Origin of the sequence: Segatella copri (assembly GCF_019249765.2) — a bacterium.
Classification (GTDB): Bacteria; Bacteroidota; Bacteroidia; order Bacteroidales; family Bacteroidaceae; genus Prevotella; species Prevotella copri_K.
Genome location: NZ_CP152484.1, coordinates 104,138 through 127,489, shown reverse-complemented (window position 1 = coordinate 127,489; position 23,352 = coordinate 104,138). Strand labels below are relative to the sequence as shown.

General features: G+C 45.7%; 15 protein-coding genes and 5 pseudogenes. 6 read left to right on the top strand and 14 right to left on the bottom strand.

What is annotated here, in order from left to right:
• Positions 1–9: 9 nt before the first annotated feature.
• From KUA46_RS00505 to KUA46_RS00470, 8 genes and pseudogenes are all read right to left on the bottom strand, one after another.
• Positions 10–1,005, bottom strand: a pseudogene (locus tag KUA46_RS00505) (hypothetical protein); the annotation flags it as partial.
• A 103-nt stretch (positions 1,006–1,108) separates the two neighbouring features.
• A complete protein-coding gene (gene ltrA, locus KUA46_RS00500) occupies positions 1,109–2,794 on the bottom strand; it encodes a group II intron reverse transcriptase/maturase (RefSeq protein WP_256625102.1) in 1,686 nt (561 codons plus the stop codon).
• 677 nt (positions 2,795–3,471) lie between these two features.
• A pseudogene (locus KUA46_RS00495) lies at positions 3,472–8,223 on the bottom strand (DNA methylase); the annotation flags it as partial.
• Complete coding sequence (locus tag KUA46_RS00490) at positions 8,210–8,659, bottom strand: DUF1896 domain-containing protein (protein ID WP_218487840.1); 450 nt, start codon at positions 8,657–8,659, stop codon at positions 8,210–8,212. The pseudogene KUA46_RS00495 and the gene KUA46_RS00490, both read right to left, overlap by 14 nt.
• Positions 8,660–8,838: 179 nt before the next feature.
• Complete coding sequence (locus KUA46_RS00485; RefSeq protein ID WP_218487841.1) at positions 8,839–10,995, bottom strand: type IA DNA topoisomerase; 2,157 nt, start codon at positions 10,993–10,995, stop codon at positions 8,839–8,841.
• A gap of 98 nt (positions 10,996–11,093) precedes the next feature.
• Positions 11,094–12,752: a DUF4099 domain-containing protein gene (locus KUA46_RS00480; RefSeq protein WP_218487842.1), complete on the bottom strand. Its 1,659-nt coding sequence runs from the start codon at positions 12,750–12,752 to the stop codon at positions 11,094–11,096.
• Positions 12,753–12,783: 31 nt separating this feature from the next.
• Complete coding sequence (locus tag KUA46_RS00475; RefSeq protein ID WP_420377687.1) at positions 12,784–13,137, bottom strand: helix-turn-helix domain-containing protein; 354 nt, start codon at positions 13,135–13,137, stop codon at positions 12,784–12,786.
• A gap of 2 nt (positions 13,138–13,139) precedes the next feature.
• On the bottom strand, positions 13,140–13,439 hold the full coding sequence (locus KUA46_RS00470) for a helix-turn-helix domain-containing protein (RefSeq protein ID WP_218487843.1): 300 nt from the start codon (positions 13,437–13,439) through the stop codon (positions 13,140–13,142).
• A gap of 241 nt (positions 13,440–13,680) precedes the next feature.
• Here KUA46_RS00470 and KUA46_RS00465 point away from each other — a divergent pair, with 241 nt between their 5' ends.
• On the top strand, positions 13,681–13,968 hold the full coding sequence (locus tag KUA46_RS00465) for a helix-turn-helix domain-containing protein (RefSeq protein ID WP_218487844.1): 288 nt from the start codon (positions 13,681–13,683) through the stop codon (positions 13,966–13,968).
• Positions 13,969–14,126: 158 nt separating this feature from the next.
• Positions 14,127–14,459: a helix-turn-helix domain-containing protein gene (locus tag KUA46_RS00460; protein WP_218487845.1), complete on the top strand. Its 333-nt coding sequence runs from the start codon at positions 14,127–14,129 to the stop codon at positions 14,457–14,459.
• A gap of 92 nt (positions 14,460–14,551) precedes the next feature.
• Here the strand turns inward: KUA46_RS00460 and KUA46_RS00455 are convergent, their stop codons facing one another.
• The 3 genes and pseudogenes from KUA46_RS00455 to KUA46_RS00445 form a co-directional block, all read right to left on the bottom strand.
• Positions 14,552–16,447, bottom strand: coding sequence for a P-loop NTPase fold protein (locus KUA46_RS00455; RefSeq protein ID WP_218487846.1), 1,896 nt, complete (start codon positions 16,445–16,447; stop codon positions 14,552–14,554).
• A gap of 263 nt (positions 16,448–16,710) precedes the next feature.
• Positions 16,711–17,100, bottom strand: coding sequence for a hypothetical protein (locus KUA46_RS00450; RefSeq protein ID WP_256625103.1), 390 nt, complete (start codon positions 17,098–17,100; stop codon positions 16,711–16,713).
• Positions 17,097–17,351 (bottom strand): annotated as a pseudogene (locus KUA46_RS00445) (tyrosine-type recombinase/integrase); the annotation flags it as partial. The gene KUA46_RS00450 and the pseudogene KUA46_RS00445, both read right to left, overlap by 4 nt.
• A gap of 290 nt (positions 17,352–17,641) precedes the next feature.
• On the opposite strand from KUA46_RS00445, the gene KUA46_RS00440 reads away from it, so the two are divergent.
• Both KUA46_RS00440 and KUA46_RS00435 read left to right on the top strand, forming a co-directional pair.
• Entirely contained in the window at positions 17,642–18,871 is a 1,230-nt protein-coding gene (locus KUA46_RS00440) for a site-specific integrase (protein ID WP_218413639.1), read from the top strand.
• A 31-nt stretch (positions 18,872–18,902) separates the two neighbouring features.
• Positions 18,903–19,778 (top strand): annotated as a pseudogene (locus tag KUA46_RS00435) (phage integrase SAM-like domain-containing protein); the annotation flags it as partial.
• A gap of 33 nt (positions 19,779–19,811) precedes the next feature.
• Here the strand turns inward: KUA46_RS00435 and KUA46_RS00430 are convergent.
• Positions 19,812–21,389, bottom strand: coding sequence for an IS1634 family transposase (locus KUA46_RS00430; RefSeq protein ID WP_218487981.1), 1,578 nt, complete (start codon positions 21,387–21,389; stop codon positions 19,812–19,814).
• Positions 21,390–21,505: 116 nt separating this feature from the next.
• Here KUA46_RS00430 and KUA46_RS00425 point away from each other — a divergent pair.
• Together KUA46_RS00425 and KUA46_RS00420 are read left to right on the top strand one after the other, a co-directional pair.
• A pseudogene (locus KUA46_RS00425) lies at positions 21,506–21,916 on the top strand (site-specific integrase); the annotation flags it as partial.
• The gene (locus KUA46_RS00420) at positions 21,913–22,275 is read left to right on the top strand and encodes a hypothetical protein (protein WP_008628592.1); all 363 of its coding nucleotides are present in this window, start codon (positions 21,913–21,915) and stop codon (positions 22,273–22,275) included. The pseudogene KUA46_RS00425 and the gene KUA46_RS00420, both read left to right, overlap by 4 nt.
• A 232-nt stretch (positions 22,276–22,507) precedes the next feature.
• Here KUA46_RS00420 and KUA46_RS00415 read toward each other — a convergent pair whose 3' ends face one another.
• Positions 22,508–22,816: a helix-turn-helix domain-containing protein gene (locus KUA46_RS00415; RefSeq protein ID WP_125040155.1), complete on the bottom strand. Its 309-nt coding sequence runs from the start codon at positions 22,814–22,816 to the stop codon at positions 22,508–22,510.
• Between the two features lie 82 nt (positions 22,817–22,898).
• Positions 22,899–23,210, bottom strand: a complete 312-nt coding sequence (locus KUA46_RS00410) for a helix-turn-helix domain-containing protein (RefSeq protein WP_008656559.1) — start codon at positions 23,208–23,210, stop codon at positions 22,899–22,901.
• Positions 23,211–23,352: the final 142 nt, after the last annotated feature.

The following is a 23,352-nucleotide window of genomic DNA, read 5'->3' as shown; positions in this document are numbered from 1 at the left end:
TGTTTCTATATTCTTTGTTTCGTGTTTTTCAGCAGTATCTTGCTCCTGTGGCGGTGCAAGTTCAAGCTGTATTTTTCTATCCAATGCAGCCAGTTCCGCTTTAAGACCTTTCAGTTCTTCCTCTTTCTTCCAAGTCTTGCCAGCTATCTCTTCCAGTTGCGGTATTTCCTTTCCCAAAGCCTTGCATCTTGAATCATACTGCTCAATGTAGCTTGGTATCTTCTGTAAGGCATTCAGAAAGTTGTTTGCCGCTGCTATCGGGTCCGACTTGGCAATGTGACCGTAGTTGTACTGGTACTTGTAATTGCCCTCGACAAAAAAGCGGTTGTCAACAAATGGAAGACCATTCTCGAAACTTGTCTCGCTGACAATCTTGACAGGGAATCCGTAGATTTCTCCAATCCGCTTGTATTGTCCGCCAGTTGTCTCTTTCTCCGCCAACATTTGCAGATGCTTTCCTATAACCTCTAAGTTCGTGGACTCCACACCATCGAGAGTGATGAGGTTGAGGATGTTGCCGTCCTTGTCTTTCTTGGCTTTGCCCATAAACTTGCCGTAGTCCTCGGTCATTCCCTTGAGAGAGGCTTTGTTGTTGCCCAGCTCTGCCGTCTTTGACTGCAATTTTGTTTCTGAGTCACGCTTACCCTTGTTAAACGATTTGCGCTCACCCTCCAGAGAAGCAACCTTCTTCTCCAACTTCGCCTTGTCAAGCAAGTCGGTATTTCCGGAGAGAATAGCCATATACTCTGAAAAATTCATGCCCGATTTCTCGTCCATCGCTCCCTCGTCAATGGTTCTCGCTCCCAAGGCTCCGCTTTTCAACTGCGAGATAAAAGTCTGCTTGCAGTGCAGGAGGTTGAACTTGTACGAGTCAAGCGACTTTTCCACCGCATAGATGATGACATCCACCTTGTTGTCGGCATACAGCTTGGCAATCTCGTTGCCGGCACGCACACCTCGACCATCACGCTGTGCCAAGTCTGACGGTCGATCGGGTAGGTCAAGGGCATTGCTGCCCTCTTCCCCCCTAAGAACCGTACATGAGAGTTTCCCCTCATACGGCTCAAGCTTTTCTAAGCCTCTGTTTGTATGCAGAGACCGGCTCAAACTACTTCTTGTTTCCATTTGATTTGCGGGATAATTTAAAACATTCATCATGAACCAACAGATTGCATTTCTTTCCGTTTTGAACGGTTGGCATGACATTCCATGCCTTGTGCGTATCAATAGGCTCACCGCATATAGGACATTTGCGTCCTTGCTTTTCCCATAGGTACAGCAGTGACTTGCGTCCTTTTAGCGTAACAAGCATTTTCGACTTCTTTCTTTTATAGAAGTACAGACGACAGTCTGCATCAAACGGGTTCATGTCTCCTTTAATCTGCGTGTATTGCAGGAATGGAAACGATGAAGTCAGAGACAATAATGTCAATTGGTCTTCCTTTCCGTTTGGTTTCTTGAATTTTGAAGCGAAAGTCCATTTGTTCCCTCGAATGTCATGCCAATATCGGTCTTTTATCCACCGTTTCCCTTTCTTGGAATGACGGCGTTTTGCCCATTGCCATAGTGAGAGGAATATCTGATGGTCGATTCTGTGAAATGAATCACGTGTCGCTCCATGCTGATAATAACCTCCCCATCCTCGGATTTTAGAGTTCAACATTCTGATTAACAACTCCTGTCTGCAACCCTTGTTCTCCTTAATTACCTTACGGATATTCTCCATAAAGCGTTTCTCGGATTTCTTTGTCGGCTTGGTCAATATGTCCTTGCCGTATTTGCGGATATTAAAGCCAAGAAAATCAAAACCGTCATGCACGTTGGTTATCACCGTCTTTTCCTCTGATAAGGTCAGACCTCTTTCAGACATAAATTCAGCAACCAATGGCTTGATTTCATTTTCAAGAGTTTCCTTGTTCTCGCAAGTGATGATAAAATCATCCGCATAACGTACAAGGTTCACCATTGGTGAATACAACTTACCATTAACATGATGGCGCTTATATCTATCTGCAAGAGCTTTCTGCAATCCGTCCAAAGTCATATTGGCAAGTGTCGGAGAAATTATACCACCTTGCGGTGTTCCTTCCTCGGTCGGGAACATTTGCTTGTTGAAAACATAGCCACATTTCAACCATTTTCGGAGTATTGCCTTATCCATTGGGATATTGGCAAGTAACCACTCATGGCTGATATGGTCAAAACACCCTTTTATGTCACCCTCCAAAATCCATTCGGGAGAATATCCCTTTCGGAGAATGTTATGACATTGCTGTATTGCATCCATACAGCAGCGTTCCTTGCGGAAACCGTATGAACGAGTATCAGCTGTAGTTTCTGATACAGGCTCCAATGCCATAAGATAGAGTGCTTGCATGGCTCTGTCTTTCATTGTCGGTATTCCCAACGGTCGCAGTTTGCCGTTGCTCTTCTTGATATGAACTCTTCTCAGCGGCATTGGCTGGTAGCCTCTGCGTTTGAGTTGGGTTATTGCTTGCGTTTTAGCTTTAGGGGTATCCCATATTTCTTTGTCAACCCCAGGAGTATAACCACCCCCGTTAGAAGTAACCCTCTTTACGGCTAAGGCTTTTGTGTAAAAAGAGTGGGTAAGCGTCCATTGCAAGGCTTTCACCTTGTTATGTCTGCCTTCCTTCTGAGCCTTTACAATACGAGCTTGAAGCTTCTTAACAGCTTGCTCCGCCTTAGTCCAGTCTATTCTGTCCCAATTTGATTGCAGGTTGTCAGTCGGCGCACACGATTGGTCGAGGAGATTTTCTTTGATTTTATCGTTCATTTGCATTCCTACTTTAAAAAGTTCTAAAAGTTTATTGTAAAGAATTACCATTTGGCTAATGTTGGGTATTTGCCTCCCAAACATTACCACAGAAGTCTGCCCACTTTCGTGGTAGGTTGATGTTGTCCCTTGTCAACTCGTGATAAGTGGCTCAAACCCTATCCGTCCCATTACAGAACGGCATTCGCTTTCTCTGTTATCTTATACCTGCACATCATTCAGCATCCATTACTTTCAGCTTACCTGTCTTTTGTCTGACAGGAGATGTACAGGCTTACCATGTTCCACATAGATAACTAACGGATAGGTTAGGTTCTGTCTCATCCTCCGACGGTCTTTACATCCGTGTAATCCTACCATGGAGAGGATTATCTGACCGCATCCCATTTTGGGTAGAGTGTATCAGTATCTTGCACTCTTTTACGACATTACGAAGTTTACTAACAGTTCGCTTACGCTAACCATACTATCCAGCCTCGCCACTCTACGGTATGATACTAACCATACTTGACTTCCCCTCACGGTTCTGTCTTGTCTTGCGAAAGTGTACTTTGTCCCGACCGCTTAATACAACATTAAGGTGCATCGGTCGGTAGGCTACCGCTGACGGAACAGCGGGTTAAAGCTGATACTTAAAGTATCATTCCAACAATTATCTATGCGACTTCATGTCGCACCCACGGTGTGTCCAAATGATGAATAGCCACACACCGTTTTTGTGCGTTTACACCTGTACCCAACATGGATGTGGAGCCGAACAATACTCGTACCGATCCCTCGTTCATAGCTGCTATCACCGCCTTTCTTGCCCTCTCGTTCTTGCACTCCTGAATGAAGCGAATCTCTGACGAGGGTATTCCATAATCCTCTATCAGCTTGCGCTTGATTTCAGAATACACGTTCCATTCGCCCGGTCTGTATGTTCCCAGATCTGAGAATACGAACTGCGTACCCTTGTGGTTGTCATAGCGTTTGTAATAGTCCGCTATCATCTTCGCACAATGGCTCGCCTTGTTGTCGGGATGGTCCTCACAAGTCGGGTCTATCATGCGCATATCGAGAGCCATCTTTCGGGCATAGTCCGTGGCTATGAGCATCTTTGCCTTCTCTTCCGTTTCCGACAGTGGCAGTCTGCCGAGGATGGTGGCATCACCTGTCTTGGCAAACTCCATCAGCTTTTGGATGAAGTCCTCCTGCTCGGGTGTCGGCGGTATATTATGAAGGATCTCGTTCTTCTCCGGTCTGTCCACGCCAACCGCCTCCGCCGTACGATAGTCGGTTATCTCGTTGTAGAAAGCAGCAAGCTCCGGTACCTTGATGAAGTATCTGAAACGTTCCTTCTGTACGATGTTGTTGGTGACGTTAAACTCGAAGTCGGTAGTTTTCTTGGCGAAGATTGCCGCCCACGCATCGAAACAGCGGATGTCCTGACGCTCCAGTTCCTTGGGGCGCAGGTACTTGAAGAGCAGATACAACTCTGTCAGTGAGTTACTGATGGTTGTTCCCGACAGGAATGTAGCTCCCAGATCTCTGCCTGTCCGCTCCTGTATGGTTCGGATGGCAAAGAGCATATTGAGTGCCTTCTGACTTCCCTCGCTGTTGCCGAGTCCTGCCACACGGTCGTGACGGGTGTTGAACATAAGGTTCTTGAACTGGTGGCTCTCGTCCACAAACAAGTGGTCGATGCCCATCATGCGGAAATCCACCACATCATCGGTGCGCTGCTCGATGCTGTAGGCTATCTTCTGCAACTTTGCCTCCAAGTTGAACTTCCGCTTTTCCAGTCCTTTGAGCATTCCCCGTGACACGTCCTTGCCCTGCGTACGTATCACCTCCAAGTTTTCCTCCACGGTATCAAGCTCCGCCTGCAATATCTGCCGCTGGAGTTCTGGCGATTGCGGTATCTTCCCGAACTGGTCATGCGACATGATTACACAGTCATAGTCGTTGTTCTTGATGTTGTTGAAGAAACTGACACGGTTCTTGGTGGAAAAGTCCTTCTCCGAGGCATAGAGTATCCTCGCATGGGGATAAGCTGTCTGATAGGTGGCAGCTATCTCCGCGACATTGGCTTTCAGTCCGATAATCATCGGCTTGTGAGCCATACCGAGACGTTTCATCTCATGCGCAGCCATGCACATGATAAGGGTTTTTCCAGTGCCGACCTCATGGTCACATATCCCGCCGCCGTTCTGCAAAAGCATCCATACACAGTCCTTCTGACTTGGGTACACACTCTTGACACCATACTTTCCGCCAAGGGCTTTCAGATCCAAGCCGGGGAATCTTTGGTGAGAACCGTCATACTTCGGACGCACGAAGCAGTTGAACTTCCGGTTGTACATTGTGGTCAAGCGTTCCTTAAAGGAGTCAGACTGCTCCTCCAGCCATTCAGTGAACCCGTTGCGGATTTCGTCAATCTTGGCATTGGCAAGCTGTATGCCCTCGCTGTCACGCACCTTGATGTCGTTGCCGTTCTCGTCCTCACCGATGCTCTTCATCATGTCGGGACAAGTGTTGTGCAGGGCATGTTTCAGAAGACTCATGCCGTCATAGTGGCGGTAATATCCCTTCACCATATACTCATCCGTGATGGCCATGGTCTTCATACTGCATTTTGCCGAATATTCGTCCATGCTGTCGGAATAGACGATGCTGACCTGTGTATTGAAGAGGTGGCTCATGTAAGCGGAATACACACCTGTAGGTATCCAACGTTCACCGAAGTTGAAGTCCAGGTCCTCAAAGGCTATCGGTTCGGGAAAGCTTGCCTTCAAGGCTTCCAACGACTCCCTCACGATTGCATGGTCGGGATTTTCCTTCAGCCATTCTTCTATACGCTCCGCTTTCTCTATGACATTGCCGGCAATGAAGCGGTCGGCTATCTCGTAGCCATCTATGAGCGGATTGTAATAGATGCGCCCTTTAAGCGCTTCCGTCAGTTCCTGTTCCGGCATATCCGATAATTCAGTCATATACGGCAAGTCGATACGGCCGAACTTGTTGAGCGAGGCGGTGAGCGCTTCCTCTGGAAAATCGACATGACTGACCTCGTCAAGCGAAAAAGAGACCGGGTGGTCGAAGATGTCTGACTTTGTGAACTGTCCGTTTTCTACCCGTTCCAACGACAGCATGTCGCGCCCTGAGGCATCCATAAGGATGAACTTCACGGTCTGCTTGGCATTGAGGTTGCCGAAGCGGATGAAGAAAGCATCATAATAGACATTCAGACTCTCACGCATCTGCTTGTTTTCCGTCTGTTCTTCCGCTTCATAGGTGTAAAGTTTCTGATAGGCATCACGGAGGGCGATATACAAGACTGCCTTTTCTTTCTGCTCCATATTCAGATCCAACGGTATGAAGGTAGCACCATACTTGGTAAGGTCTTTCAATACACCGATGTTTCTGGCAGAGTCGAGCACCATAGAACCCTCACGATGAAAACTTTCCAGTTTCTCATCAAATGGACGGGGCTTCATAACATTCTCTTTCTTCCTTGCCAGCTCTTCCCGCTTTCTTTCTTGCTCTTTTTGTTGTTCCCGCTCATGATTTGTTTCTTTCAAGGTGTTCTGAGTTTTGGAATCTTCTTTTGCCTCATTCCCTTTCGACTGTCCATGCCCGATTTGAACTTTGAGAACTTCTATCGGTTCCATCGGCGGCTTGAACTTCGGATCAAGCGTATCTTCAACGCCCAGAGCCTTGAGTTGTTCCTGACGGTGCAGTTCCGCCTTTTGGCGCAGCAGCACCCTGTCTTCGGGAGCCATGGTCATCATCATCTCGTAAAAGCCATTGATTGGCGGATTCTCTTCCCAAGAGATGCTTGCGTATGGCTCATCCCCAGACAGGATTGGTTTTGTCTCCAGTGTTGTTTCCTGCTCTTTTGCATCTGTCAACGAAGGCTTTTCTTCTTTTTCCACAGGCTTTGTCACAACTTCAAAAGTCGGATTGACGCTTTTTACCAACGGACTTGCTTTCTTCCTTGACACTTTCTTGGCGGCAGCACCCACTGTTACCTCTGCTTTCTTCTTCGTTGAATGGACAGCCTGACGGTTTTCTTCTTCCATTCCCCAAAGGTCAAACAGAGTCATTTGGACTGGTGGCTGCTGATGATTGGACTTTTGGGACAGCTCTGCATCATCAGTAGGCTTTTCCTGCTTTTGCAAGGATACTACCGTATTGTTCTGCTTTTCCTCAATGGAAGGCTTCATCTTCTCTGTTTTTTCTATCTTTTCTGTTTCTTCAACCTCCTTAACTTCCTCAGACATTGTTTCATCTATCCCCAAGTATCGGTTCAAATTGAGGTTCTTCTTAAAGTCTTCATGGAGCATCTTTCGCAAATCCTCTGCAATGCCTTCCACGCCATCCTCATGCGTGTATATCATTGCAGGTTTGCCGAACGGGTCAGTATCCAACTTTGCAGTTGTATGGATAATGCGTTCCGGATGCTCCAGAAAGTAGTTGTTTGTCGGAATGCGGTTCTCGTCATTATAGACAGTGTCAAGCAGGTTGTCGTCTCCTCGCAGCGACTCCTTTTGGCTGTTTTTCTGGAGGATGATGAGGTCACTGCCCACTTCCGTATTGGCATTTTCCGTGAACAGGTTGTTGGGAAGACGAATCGCTGACACGAGATCAGCATGATAGAGCATCATAAAACGCGCGGCACTGTTGTTTTTGGCATTCAATACGCCTTGTGAGGTGATGAAGGCAACCAACCCGCCGTCCCTTACCGTATCAAGAGCCTTGACAAAGAAGTAGTTGTGTATGCGTCTGGTGACAAGTGCCCTCATGCCTTTCATGGCTGTATAAGACGGATCAAATACGGCAACATCGCCAAAGGGAATATTTGAGATGGCGAGGTCGAAGTAGTCATTGAAAGGCTTTTCTATCTTCTCGAATCCCTCTATGCGCACTTTCTGCTCCGGGTGCAGATGGCGAAGTATCTTTCCCGTAAGCAGGTCTTTTTCAAATGCCATAATGTCTGCCTTGGGATTGTTATCCAAGACCGAATCGACAAAGGCACCGATGCCTGCCGAGGGTTCAAGAACCTTTTCGGGGATAATCTGATGCTCTTTCAATACATCCGTCAGAGCCTCTGTAACGGCTGACGGCGTGTAGAATGCCGTGAGGACAGACTGTTTCAGACTGTCCATCAACTGTTTGTACTCGCTTTCATTCTTGCTGTTTTCACGGATAAGTCTATGCAGCTCCACGGTTGGAGCAAACAATTCAAGGTCTGATTTTGCCCAATGGACGGCATCCGCCAGTTCCCTGGCAGGGTTCAGGATGCACTTCAATCCTCCGAATCCGCAATAACGCTCCAGAAGGAGACGCTCACGGGCGGTCGGCGTGCGCTGTTCCCTGTCAAGGATGAATGCTGTCTCTATCGCCTTGATGTTGTCGTTCAGACGTTGTTTTCTATTGTACGCCATTTGACTCTATGAAAAGGGCTACGGCTCCCGTCAACTCGGTATAGAGCTGGTCGTAGTCCGGTGACTGGGCAAAATCATCATCGGTGAGGTCGTAAATGGAATACACGTTGTCAACCAAAGGCAGGAGGTGCTTGACAAACGCTTCCTGGTCTTCTACTGCTACCTCCAGGGGGAACTCACGGTCAACAACATCATACAGGATGCTGTACTTGGAAAAGCGGAGACCTTTCAGCAATGCTGACATGGCAAGCTCTTGTGCTGCATCGGCAAAGAGGGCATCACGCCGTGCCTGCTCATATACTTCTGCGGCATGGTCTGCACGTTCGCGGATAAAGTCCGCATCGTTGGCTTGTGGAAAACGGTTCTCCCTGAGGTGGTTCAAGAGGTACAGTCCGTAATAGGACAGCTCTGTCTGTGCCTGTTTCTTTCTGTTCATTTGTCAGTTGAATGGATTGAGTGGTGAATAATAAACCGTGGATGGCGGTTGATGTTTGTTGAAAGCAAGAAAAAGGCACTCGGTATCCCTCCGAGTGCCGCCACTTAATCCACAGTAAATAAAAGCATCCTAAATGAAGACACCATTTATGAACCATGTTTCGGTGGCAAAGGTACAAACTATTTCTTGTATCTCTTCACATTTCCTCGCTTTTCTGCTGTTTTGCGCTCTGCAAAGACGAATTTCGTGTTGAAATTCTCGTCAAAGGCTATGGCTGCGGAGAAAGGTTTGCCTTGCTTGCTGGTGAAACCATTGAGCGTTCTGGTCTTGCCCTTGGTAAGCAAGTCGGTGATGTCGGCATCAGTGAGCAACTTTCCTGCTACCTGCTTGAACACTGGCATACCGCACTCCTTGTTGCTGCATCTTACTACCTTTCCGAAGAACTGCATGGTACCTTGCTTGCACTTCGGACACTGGCAGCCGGAATCCTTGTGGCTGAAAAGTCTGTCACAACCTAACAATTCCGCAGTGATTTCACGGGTATAGCCTTCGATACTATGTGTGAACCCGTCTGCACTTGCTTCACCTCGTTCTATCTTGGCAAGTTCCGCCTCCCATTTGCCCGTCATCTCCACATTGGCAATCGCCATGTTCTTCACCACGGAATGCAGGGCGAGTCCTTTTTCCGTCGGCACAAGTTTCTTCTGCTGGCGCACCATATACTCTCGTTTGAGCAGGGTTTCGATGATGGCGGCACGTGTGGCAGGTGTGCCAATACCGCTGTCCTTCATTGCCTGGCGCATCGTATCATCTTCTATCTCTTTGCCTGCGGTCTCCATTGCTGCAAGCAATGTGGATTCCGTATGCAAAGGCTTCGGTTTGGTCTTGCCCTCCGTGATGGTGCAGCCAGAAAGAGTGATATGCTGTCCTTCTTGCCAGTTGGGAATGACTTGATCCTTGACCTCATTGTCGGTTGCGTCTGCATCCTTATCCTGCCTTTTGTTCTTTTCCTTGAGCGACAACGCTCGCCAGCCAGTCTGTCGGATGATGGAGCCACTGATGCCAAACTCAACTTCATGATCCACTTGCGCCGATACTGATGTGATGTCCTTGATGCAGTCTGCTGAGAACGCTTCAATCATCCGGCACAATATCATGTCATAAACGATCTTCTCGTCCTTGAAAAGACCGATGGCTGCATTTTCTGTGATGAGCAGGGCATGGTGGTCGGTCACCTTGGCTGCATTCACGCTGTTCTTGCTATAGTCCTCACTGCCAGGCAAGAGTTTCACTTTCTCTCCATATTCCGAATGATTCTCCAGATTCTTGAAGAGTTTGGGAAGGGTGGCAAATACATCATCCGAGATATAGCGGCTTGATGTTCTTGGATAGGTGATGAACTTTGCCTCGTAGAGTTTCTGGGCGATGGAGAGTGTATGCTCTGCCGTGAAGCCATGCTGGGTGTTGGCTTCTTTCTGCAAGGTGGTAAGGTCGTAAAGGAGTGGTGCCTTCTCCACCTTTCGCTTGGTTGCGACCTTTGTGATGATGGCAGAACCGGTATCTTTCACCTTATTATATATGTCGGTTGCGGTGGCTTTGTCTGTCCAGCGGTTGGCAGATGTGAACTTCAGTATATTGCCACTGTCTGCATCAACCACACCGAAGTGTACCTGCCAGAACGGTTTCGACTCGAAACGCTTGTGTTCCCAATAGCGTTCGCACACCATGCCAAGTGTCGGGGTCTGCACACGACCTACGGAATAGGTGCCACGTCCTGCGGCTATCGTCAGGGCTTGTGTGCCGTTGATGCCGACGAGCCAGTCTGCCTCACTTCGTGCCTTGGCTGCATGATAGAGATTGTCATACTCCTTGCCGTCCGTGAGGTTCTGAAGTCCCTCACGGATGGCGGTGTCCGTAAGCGAACTGATCCAGAGACGGTCGAAAGGTTTCCTGCAACCGAGATACGCATAGAGGTATCGGAAAATCAACTCTCCCTCACGTCCGGCATCGGTTGCTACGATAATGCGCTCACTGCTGTCAAACAGCTTGCCGATAATTTTAATCTGGGCAAGCACACCTGCATCTGGTTTGTAGCCGTTCTCAGTCTTGACTTGTCGGGGAACAAGAACGAACGGGTCGGGAATCACAGGCAGATTCTCCGCATGGAATCCCTTCATGCCGTAAGTTTCCGGCATGGCTGGCTGCACTAAATGTCCGAATGCCCATGTCACATAATAGCCATTGCCCTGCATATAGCCTTCCTCACGCTTGTCAGCTCCCACAATGTGGGCGATTTCCTTGGCTACGCTTGGTTTCTCTGCGATGATTGTCTTCATTGTCTGTTGTTTTTGTGACATCCGCAACCGTGGGATAGACGGTCGCAGATGTCGGTTGTTATAATGGATGATTAACTCTGTGGATCAAGTGGCGGCAACTACATCTTCACGCTTCTTGCCTTTCTCTTTGGCTTCTGTTCCTCGGCGTTCTGTTCCTTCTGCTGCTTTTCGTTCTTTGGCGCAGACTGTCCCGGACTCAGCGGCTCCTTGGTGTGCTTGGTCGCCTCATGGGTCTTGCCCTGCTCGTTGACGGCGACTTGTACCTTGTTCTCGTTGGTCGGAATCTGTTCCTTCGCCTGTTTGAGGTCTGGATTGTTGCGGTAGGAACGTGGCTGCATCTTGTCGAAATCGAACTTCACGTAGGCGGTATAGGTACCGCTGCCGTTTTTGTTGGGCACTTCCTTGATCTCGATGGTCTTGCCTGCCACATAGTCGTCCTTCTGCTGCTCGGTCAGTTCCTTCTTGAAATAGGTGTTGAGTCGGCGGATGGTCCCGTCCTCATTGAGCCAGTGGTTGGAATCTTGCTGCTTCTTCTGACCGCCCGCATCACCTTCTGCCTTCTGCTCTTGCTTGTCAGCGGTTTGCTTCTTGTCTCCATTCTGTTTCTGACCTTGCGCCTGTCTTGTGCTGCCAGGCACGAACTCCACGCCACGCTGTTCCACATTCACCTGCAGCAGCGGTGTGAACTTGCGCCCGTTGGCAAGCTCAATCTCCTTGCGAAGCGGAATACCTGAGTAGAGCACTCTCTTGTCGTCCTTGGTAATAGGTGTCTTGCCGATGGTATCGGGTATGCGCACCTTGTTGGTCGGGATGTCAACAATCTCATTGGTGAGACGGTCGATACTGATGAAATGAGGACGCAGCTCACCTGTATTCTTGTCGGGGAAATCCACTACCTTTCCGAGGTTACCGTTCTGCAACAGGTTCTTCTTGTCCTCTGGAGTGAAGGTATAGCCTTTGTAAGCGACATCGAGTTTTGGCTCGTTGCGCACGAAATGCGGCACAAGTTGCAACTGGTCGTTATCGTCCTTGCGGAATGACAGACGGGCCTGTATTTCTATCTGTTCACCGCCGAAGGTCGGCTTCACTATCACAAGCCCCGTCTTGCCGTAGTTGAGCAGGGCTTTCATATCCTTCTCATTCATACTGTTGAAGTCTATGCCATATTTGGCACCCAATTCCTGCAGGTTCACATCGTTACCACTAATGAGGTTCTGCTTTACACCCGGAGCGGTCTGTGCCTGCTGTTCGGCTGCGGTCTGTTCTGGTTTCTGTTCCATGTCGTTCTCTTTTTCGTTGGTTTGTTCAGATGATACATTCTCTTTTTCTGTGTTAGCTTGCGTCTTGGACGCATCGTCCGATGATGCGGTTTCTTTCGCCTGACCTTCCGATTGCTTTGCCTCTTTCTCATAATTGGAGGTGTCAACCTTGTGGGCGGAAAGAATCTCCTTGTTAGCCTCCGGATCTTTCAGTAACTCCTTCATCACGCCAAGCAGATTTTCCACCTGGTCTGCCGCTATGCGGTAGAATCCGAATCGGCTTGGCTCCTTGCACTGGCGGAAGAAGTTTCGGAAGAAACTGTCCATCAAGTCACTGTTGCGGTCAAAACGCAGGAAGTCGGACGTGTTCTCCGCCTTGGCGGGTGCTCGCTTCGGTGTGCCGTCTCTGCTGAGTCCGGCGACGACGCTGATCTCGCCCGTCTTCTCGTCACGGACTACCAGCACGTCCTGTTCATCACTCTTTTTCTTTTGTACCATAATTGTAAATGTTTAATGGTGAATACTGTTGTTATTTGAATTTTTGGTGAATGCGGGTCATATAATGCTCCACATTCTCCTGATTGAAATTCTTCACATTGTTCTGGATAAATTGCTTCACGTCTTCCTCCGTGTAATAGGTCTTCTGTCCCAGCCGCTTGTAAGGAAGCACTCCCAGGCTGCGGTAACGTTGCAGGGAACGGGGAGAAATTTGAAACAAAAGACAGAGATCCTGGTTGTCGAGCAACTTCTCGTTGATGCCAGAGCATCCCTTGTCCTCTCCACTTCGCTCATGTCTCAACATCAGCATGTCATAGATGCCGTCAATTTTCTTGTGCAAGTCATGCAGATATAATTCCAATCGTCTCAATGTTCCATCTTCCATACTCATGTCTCCTTGGTTATGGTTCGTTCCTCAATCAATTTCTGTACAGCGTTGATGCTGTATCTGCATTGTCCGCGCACCATGAAGTACTCGATACTGTTGGTAGAGCGCAAGCGCTGCAGGGTTCGCTTGCTTATCCCAAGTATTCTTGCAGCATCACTGCTTGTCAGCACAAGTTCCATGCTTCTTCTTTTGGTATTTTCTCTCGCATTGGAATATATGAGAGCTACCAACTTTGCCACGTCGGCAATCTGTTCTGTCAGCATCTTAAAGGCTGAACTTTCCATTGTTATTACTTCCATTTTGATTCCGTTTTAAATGTTACAAACTTTGCTGTTTTGATTTCTCGGCGGCAAAATTAATCATTTGCGAAATACCCGTTTAACAACTCATTAATGACCCACGTATAATTTTCTTGAATTACTTGCCTGTCGGTCAGCAAACGACGGAAAAGCACTGCCACAAATCTCCATTTTCATTGTTTTTCCTAATTCGTGTCGTATCTTCGCAGCCGAAAATGTCAAACCCATAAAAATCAAGAACATGGAAGTAGTAACAATGGAAAAGAAGGCATTCGACTTGATGATAGCAAGATACGATGCCTTGGTACAAAAGGTAGAGTTGTTGAAGCACAAGGCAAACGGCAAGCGTCTCAACCAGTGGCTCACAGGACCTGAGGTCTGTCAGCAGCTGCGCATCAGCCCCCGCACATTACAGAAATTACGCGACCGCCGTTTCCTGGGACATACCCAATTCGGTCGCCAGTTCTATTACAAGCCCGACGAAGTCAAGGCCCTTATCCCCCTTATCGCCCGCATTAAATCGGTATAGCATACCCCATAGCAACGCTATATGTTATGAGCCAGCCAAGTGATATTGAGAATCAATTCGGTATAGCATAAAAATGAATTTCGCCCAAGGCAAAGCAAGCACTTCACCTTGGGCGACCCAAATAAAATTTATCCACCATTTAATCCACAGTTCAAGCAATGAACACGATGAATCAGATTTTATCGCATGACAGCGAGTCCATAGCCACCGCCATGCAGTCCTTGAAGAAAGCTAACAATTGGCTTTCCTCGTTCCTGGAGTCCTACAGTCCACCTCTGGACGGTGAGCGATACCTCACCGACAAAGAACTCTCTGAACACTTGAAGCTCAGTCGCCGTACCTTGCAGGAATACCGCAAGCAGCGCATCTTGCCATACATTATATTATGTGGCAAGACCCTCTATCCCGAATCCGAGATCCAGTCCCTCCTCACCACCAATTACCGCAAGCCGATAATTGATGGGGAAATCAGAGATGACAGATACACCTGATACAATTGCCTCTAAACGAACAAAGGGAAATAACCAGTCTTTGGTCGTTCCCCTTTGTTAGTTGTATTCATTCTGATTACATCACATGATTGTCAAAATGTCGTTGCATGCATATCTCCTTTACAACGCTTTATAGCACCATCTAAAGATTTTGAAAGATTCATAAATGCTGCTTTCCTGATATATTCTTCAGTTTTGATGATCTCATCTACTTTCTCTTTCAACTTTTCCAATGGCTTGATATCATCATTCGTTTCATGTATCCAATCGCTCATATTATAAGATAATTTATATCTGTCTCGAATAAAATGAGTAAAAGAATTTAAGGATTCGTTACTCAAATTCAACAGGTTATCCATTAGTTTATCCATGTCTACATGATTGAAGATGGATACCATATCGTATGTACAGCTGTGGTCCGGCAATGCCTGTTTATTTAAAGTACACAATTCATCTACATTCGAATCCGACAATTCTTCCAGAGTGCGAGTCATGAGATTTTTACTCATCTTCAATCTATTCTCATATTCCTCATTAAATTTAGCACAAATCTCTGGCAACCGCTTCAACTTCTCTGTAGTCATATAAGAATTGACACCTCTACTAAATGCCATACGAGCGTCATAAACAGACTCTTCGTCTTGAAAAGCCTCCCAATATTTAGGCAGAGCCTCGCATATGTTATTGAAGTCCTTTTCATCAAACTCTTTTATTGCACGAGAGTCCAGGTATACCAAATAAGCGATGGCATGTCCCAAATTTTTCATGCTCGTCACTTGGATACCACAAATATCATCAATCAAGGTACGATAGAATGAAATAAAATCCTTATTACTCATTGCATATACCTCATTGATCCTAGCCCATGAACGGACTTCTGCTATAGGTGCAAAATATTCTTTCCCAACATAATCCTTAATAGAGTTGCCCGTATTTAGTTCTAAGAGAACTCTTTCTACAAACTCTATCTTGAACGTCTGGTAGTTACTCAAACGCTGATAAATATTATTATATCTCTGATGAAGATCTCCTAATTGCAACTTCAAGTTCTCTATTTTTTCTTTATCAAACTGTTGACCTTTTATGGCATATTGAATCCAGGCATCAAATAACTGATGATTTTTTCCGCGATACTCACAATAGGATATTATATAAGTCCCCAACACATGAATCATGATGTCCTCATAACGACTATCTCCCAAGAAATCAGTCATAGATTCCTCGAATCGGCTAAAATCCCATAATGCTTGACGCAGAATACGAAGATTATCACATTCCGTCATGGCAAAGAATTTCTCAATCTGCTCTTGATGACCTACAACAAAATCATTCTTGGGTGTCTGATTGACAAAAGTGTCAAGAGCACTATGTAGATCCGTCGCTATCTCAAACTCACGACCTATCGTTTTCTCCTTGAACTCACCAAATATTTTCTTATTCTCGCCTTCGGCAATCTTATCCTCATCACCTATGACAATGAGGTGACAATTACATTGCTCCACAAAGAAGTTCAAATATCCCAACAACTTCTTCATGGGAATATCACAACGTTCCAAATCATCAAAAATGAGCAGTTTTTTAGAATTTGCCAAACTGTCATTTGATTTGAACTTTGATAAAGAGTCAATACCTATATTAATAGAAAGGTCTGAAATACCATCATAATTCAAATCAACTTCATGCTTTAAAACCATTGCTGAAGCAATTTTAGCCAAGACTTTTCCTGCTTTTGCTGCTTTCCCATATAAGATAGGGCATATAACTCTATTTAATGCTGTTGTAATTTGTTTTGTATCACTTAAGCCATATAGAGAAACATAGATGGGTTCTAGTACCTGTTCTGTAGTAGGATTTCCTTTGTATGCATCTATCCAATGATTGATAAAATGAGTTTTCCCACATCCCCATTTGCCCTTCAGTAGAACTGCATATTGAGGATCGGGATTCATCATGTATCCATTTAAAAAGTTTACTATATTCTCATTCATATAAATCTATCTTTGGTTTGTATTACAAAAATACACTTTTTCCTTGAAAAGCAAATACAACCGATGAATTATATAACAAACTTTATATAATGAGTCTACTCGCAATAGTCCTAATTCGAATTTCTTCTTTATAACTTACCGACATTCAGAAGGTCATTACCACAAAGCAACTTTTCAGGTGAACTCATACTAGAGTCCCGCAAACAAAAACAGGTAGAAGCAAATAATGATTATTCGCTTCTACCTGTGCTATATTCTGGACTTCAGTTGAAGTCTTTGCTATTGTTCATCATAACAATCATAGGCTGTTCTGTCTTTTGCCATTCACGCTCTACCTTTTCTTTGTTGACAACTCTTTTCACCATCCATTTTCTAAAGATTTGAGCCCAAGAAGTGTCCAGCAGAAAAGCAATAGCCATCACCATTTCCATGCTATATACATCAGCTTTGTTCCCATTATCCAGTGTGATATATTTTGCTGCTTCAAATTCTTTCAAGACTCCCTGTTTAAAAATACGTTTAATCGTATTTCTCACTGTTACACCCGAAACATAGAACAGCTCCGCTATTTCCCACGCAGTCATCCACACCTCACCATGATGAGGTGCGTAGATGACCATGTCCTCCTGTATCGTTATCACCTGTCTTTTCATACTTCGTCTTGTTTAGAAATTTGATTACTCTTGTCATTTTCAACACTCTGTTCTACATGTCCCATATACTCCTCGATATGATTCAGTTGCAAAGATAACTTATCCATGTCCTTATTCAACTTTTCCTTAGTTATTTTTGCGTAAATTTGTGTTGTTTTAATATCCTTATGCCCCAATATCGAACTCACCGTTTCTATTGGCACACCATTGGTGAGACAAATCTCCGTAGCCATCGTATGGCGACTCATGTGCACAATTTAAGCAAAAGCAACGGAAAGTGAAGATGAGAGAAATGAACTGCAAGTGGTTGAGAATGAGCAATATTTCATAATTCTGCCAATTGGCTGCAAAGCAAAGCCGAGCAGGATATTGAGTTATTTCAGTTACCAAACCGTTAGCGGTCAGTTACCGAAACCAACACTGCTAACGAGGTGAAAAACAAATAGTTTGTCACCAGTGTTTGTTGCACTGTTCTGCACAACTTTCAATGACAGAGAATGCTTACTGATTGATTATTTTTGCAAACTAAAAAAGTAAGCAGATGAAAGTTGAAAAATTCAAGGTGCTGCTCTACCTCAAAAAGAGCGGATTGGACAAGAACGGTAAGGCTCCCATCATGGGACGCATCACCCTCAACCGAACAATGGCGCAGTTCGGTTGCAAGTTGTCATGTACGCCAAAGTTATGGAATCCACGTGAGAGCAGACTTGACGGCAAGAGCAAGGAGGCTGTGGAAGTGAACGCCAAAATTGACAAGCTGTTGCTGGCAATAAACTCAGCCTACGAGTCACTTGTGGAGCGCAAGACGGATTTTGACGCAAAGGCGATAAAGGATCTGTTTCAATGCAGTGCAGACACTCAGATGACCTTGTTGAAGCAGCTTGACGCCATCATTGCGGACATTGAGTCAAGAATCGGCATCGACTACAAGAAAGGCACGCTGCCAAACTACCAGTACACTCGCCTGACATTGGTATTGTTCGTCAAGAAGCGTTATGGAACTGACGATGTGGCATTCGGTGAGCTTGACGAGCAGTTTATCCGTGAGTACATGGACTTTTGCTTGGACGAGAGAGGTCTTGCACTTGATACAGTCCGCCACTATCTCGCCATCTTGAAGAAGACCTGCCGAATAGCTTTCAAGGCAGGACACTCCGAGCGTTATCATTTCATGCACTTCAAGCTACCTCAAAAGAAAGAGAATCCACCAAAGGCATTGACACGTGAGGACTTCCTGAAAATTCGTGACCTCGAAATACCAGAGCGAAGAAAATCGTTGGCTTTGACCCGTGACCTTTTCCTTTTCGCTTGCTATACAGGCACGGCTTATGCCGATACTGTTTCTATCACGGAAGAAAACCTCTTTCGTGATGAGGAGGGCAGCCTTTGGCTGAAATACCACAGAAAGAAGAACAAGATGCTTGCACGTGTGAAGTTACTGCCAGAGGCGCTTGCCATGTTGGAGAAATACAAAGACCCGACAAGACCTACTCTTTTACCGCCACAGGAATTTCGAGTGCTGAGAGGTAACATGAAAAGTCTCCGAGTACTATCTGGCATAAGTATGGATTTGGTCTATCATGTTGGACGGCACAGTTTCGCATCGCTCGTTACGCTCGAAGAAGGTGTTCCGATAGAGACTATCAGCAGAATGCTTGGTCACAACAACATTCAGACCACGCAAATCTATGCACGTGTCACCCCGAAAAAGCTATTTGAGGATATGGACAAGTTCATCGAAGCCAACAAGGACTTCAAGTTTGTCCTGTAATATTATCACAAAATAAGAAAGGAACATAAAAATGAGAAGTACATACAAGCAGTTTTATTATATCAACCGTGGCAGAGTAAAGGCAGACGGAACCACATCTATATTTTGCCGTATCACGATTGACGGCAAAGTGTCAGCCATAGCAACAGGTCTTTACTGTGCTCCCGAAGAATGGGACACGAAAAAAGGTGAAGCCAAGAATGCAAGAGTGAACGGACAACTGCAAGCGTTCAGACTAAGAATTGACGAAGCCTACGAGCAGGCAACAAAGGAAAAGGGCATCGTTACCGCCGAGATTCTGAAGAATGTTATTGTTGATGCAAATACTATCCCGATGACATTGCTTGCCACTGGCGAGGAGGAGCGTGAACGCCTTAGGCTGCGCTCCATCCGTATTAACTCAACATCTTCTTATCGCCAATCTAAGACATCGCAGCTCAACTTGCGAGAGTTCATCGGGTTACGAGGAATGAATGACATTGCATTTGAAGATTTGACTGAGGAATTTGGCAAATCTTATAAGTTGTTCTTGATTGGCAAAGGGTATAGTGCATCCAATACGAACCATAATCTTTGTTGGTTGCAACGCTTGGTTTATATCGCTGTTGACAGAGGTCTGCTGAAATTCAATCCACTGGAAGATGTCGGATATGAAAAGAAAAGCTCACCAAAGCGTAGACATATATCCAGAAATGACTTGCTGCTCATTATGGAGACTCCTATGGAGGATAAGGCATTGGAGTTGGCACGAAGAATGTTTGTTTTCTCCAGCCTTACAGGTTTGGCTTATGTCGATTTACGTAACCTGTATCCACACCATATCGGGATGACGGCAGACGGTAGAAAATACATCCGTGAGAAAAGAGCAAAGACCAACAACGAAGCGTTCATTCCCTTGCATCCCCTGACTTTGACTATGCGTCACCCATCTTGGATTTTTCTATTTTTCGGGGGCAGAATCGTCACTTTTGCCCCCGTCTAGTATCTTTTGAACATCAAACAAGGGCTTGATAGAGTGTTGGGCAGGAGTCAGCAGCAATGTTTCTTGCCTGACCTTCCCATTATTCGGCATGTTGATTCTGATAGTAGCTATGGTCTTAGCAATTTTCAAAACTGAATCTACACTTTTGTTTATCTTGGCAATTTTTAAGATACGCTCCAGTTCTTTATACACCTTGTATGCAATGAAGCATATGCAGATATGTGCCTCTATTCTTTTCTCTGTGAAATGAAAGATGGGGCGTGCCTCCAAGTTCCCTTTGGTTACACGAAAGGCTCGTTCCACGACCCATAGACCGTGGTATTGTTCGACAACTTCCTTTGGTGTGATGGAAGTATTGGTTATATAACCTTTCAAGCCATCCCACTGTGAATCTTCCTTGATTTTGTCTTCGCTGATAACTACATCTATGTCTTTGCTGATTTCCAAGAATTTATTATAGCCACGCTTATTTACGGAGGCTTTTGTGATTTTTCCATTTGCATATGCCTTCTTGAGCCTTGCCACTCCCTTATCACGATTATGTGCATCCTTCTTTGCTCGTTCTTCGGAATAGCCGAGGATCAATCTTGCATTGTCACCATATCTGTATTCGTGAAATTTTCCAGGCATCTTGTCTTGCTGCAAGATCCATTCTTTTATCTGCTCAGACTCTGTATGAATACGAGCACCTATTATATATTTGTATCCTGCATCCTCCAGTAACTTTACATTGCGCTTACTCATGAGCCCTGCATCAGCCACCACTACAAAATCGTCCAGAAAGAAGCGTTGTATGAAATCATCTATGATAGGTAGCATGGTGTATCCCTCGTATTGGCTTCCATTGAAAATACAATACGACAGAGGATAGCCATCACGGCTGACCAAGAGGCCTAGCACTATCTGCGACTCTGATGTCTTGCCATCCTTTGAAAAACCAGACTCTCGCAGCACATCTGTTCTACTGGTCTCAAAATACAGTGTGGTCACATCATAGAACATCAGACCTACATGTCCACCGAGTATGCGCTTGGTGTGCTCTACACTGATGCGTTGTACCTCTTCTTTTTGGGTATAGTACAACTTGTCCATGTAGCGATAAAGCTTATACAACTCGACATCTTCATCAAAGTATGACTTCAGGTAATCTACTGTTGCGTGTTTGCTCATGGGTTGAGAGATGCGAGCGATAACCAAATGGCGAAGTATGGAATCTTGAATTTGGTTGAAACCTATGCTGTCATATACTTGGTTTAGGATAATTTGGTGTCCATTTAGAAGCAGGGAGTCTATGTTAGACAGTACTCGTTCTGTCTCTTCCTCTTCGTTTTGCTTGATGTCTGGTTCTGTGAAGTTAATCTCTTGCTGTCCACCATAAGTTCTTATCCATTTGTTCGCTTCTAGGCACAGAGCATCCGCTTCGGCATCTGTCTTCGCAACACCGAAACTCTTGATTTCACGGAACTTGCCATTGCTCTTGTCCACCACAAGCACTCCGATATGCCCACTGCGGTGCTTCTTCTTACGTACAAACATGGTGCAAAGATACAAAAAATAGTCGTTGCGTCACCCATTTACAGAGATTATTTTTGCTAAATGCCTGAAAATTAGGATATGTTATTTTATAGGTACACATTTTGTCAAAGTCAGGAAAATACATCCGTGAGAAAAGAGCAAAGACCAACAACGAAGCGTTCATTCCCTTGCATCCGATAGCTGAACAAATAATGTCGCTATACAATACAGCGGATGATAGCAAACCTGTTTTCCCTCTTTCTTCACGTGATTCCATGTGGTTTGAATTTCATTCACTCGGTGTGGCTTTGGGTATAAATGAGAACCTTACCGCACACGTTGCAAGACATACATTCGGAGTAAACATGGTTACTTCGGGCATATCAATGGAAAGCATCGCCAAGATGATGGGGCATTCCAACCTGCGAAGCACCCAGGTCTATGCCGTCATCACCGATGACAAGATATCCAAGGACATGGACAAGCTGATACAGCGCAGAGAAACAAAAAAAACTGACCAGAATAAAAATAAGGAGGACGGGAAATGAACAGAGGAGTTATAACTATCAGCGAGAGCGGAACGGTATCCATGCCGACCGATACTGTATGGATGACCATGCAGGAGATTGCCGACATGTATAATGTGTTCGGCTGCTATGTGCGAAAGGCAGTCAAGGCTGTATTCAAGGATGGCATTCTGAAAGAGCAGGGTGTACGCCGTCATGTCAGGAAGAACGACCGCATCAGCTATGATGTGTATAGCCTTGAACTCGTCATTGCGGTAGCCTTCCGTATTGACAGCATTGAGAGCAGAGCCTTTCGGGAGTTCATCATGCAGTCCGTCATCGGCAGACAGACAAGCCGCACTAAACTGGTCTGTATCTTTACAGAGAATGCAATGGCATAGACCTGCCATAAAGCAACGTTCCTTGGAGGCTTTGCGCCTCCAGCCACTTGGGCGAACCACCGCAGTGTGTTTTAGCATGGTATTAGATTTATACAGGTAACACAAATGATACCCGGCAAACACGACCAACTCGGTATAGCCAATAAAACGAGGCGACAACCTATAACAGCCACACTCGGTAAGTTATACGTTGTCGCCTTGTTCATTTCACACACTCATCAAGGACATTCTCCTACACACTTTTCATTCTGTACGCTTCACGATAGTTAGCCATCAGAATCTTCTGAATGTCGGACTCGCGGTAGAGTATCTTTCCGCCAAGCTGAATATACGGGATGACACCGTTGTTTCGGTAGTCCTGCAGGGTTCTTCGGCTCAGTTGCAGTCTGGCACAAAGCTCCTTGTCCGTCATGAAGCGCTCACCGTCAAGCATGGGGCGGTAGTTCATCACGGCACGTTCAAAATTGTCAACCATTCGGTTGAGGTGGTTCACGATGTGGTTCATCCACTCGCTGTTTCTTGTCATTACTTCATTGCTCATAGTTGTCTCGTTTTATTGTTGATACTTACGTTACTCGTTTTACTTGCTGCATTGGATAAAGTGGCTGTTGTATATTGACAGCCTAACCTGTGCGCTTGCGAAAGCGCATGTCCTTTTTCTTGTCCTCCACTACTGCTACGATAGCCATCACGTCCTCCGGCTTGTAGTAGGTCTTGTGGCTGATTTGCGTATAAGCCAAAGTTCCGTTGTCCCGAAGCGTCTGCACTGTCCGTGGGCAGATGTTGAGCGTCTGACACACGTCCTGCGTGTCGAGCCACTTGTTCATGGTCTTGTCCTCACTGCGCTCACGGATTCTGTCCATGCGCTTCACGAAGTTCTCCAACTGGGCATCAAGATAGTTGAATGCCTCTTCCTCGAATACGATGAATCCCATACTTTTCTTTTTTCTAAGTTTATACTATGTTATATGTCGCAAAGCTCCACGCATATGCTGTGCTCCACGTTTGTGAGTGCAAAGATAAGGCACGGCAATCTAAAAACAAGCGTTTTCAATTTCTGTGGCAGTATGTTGCCGG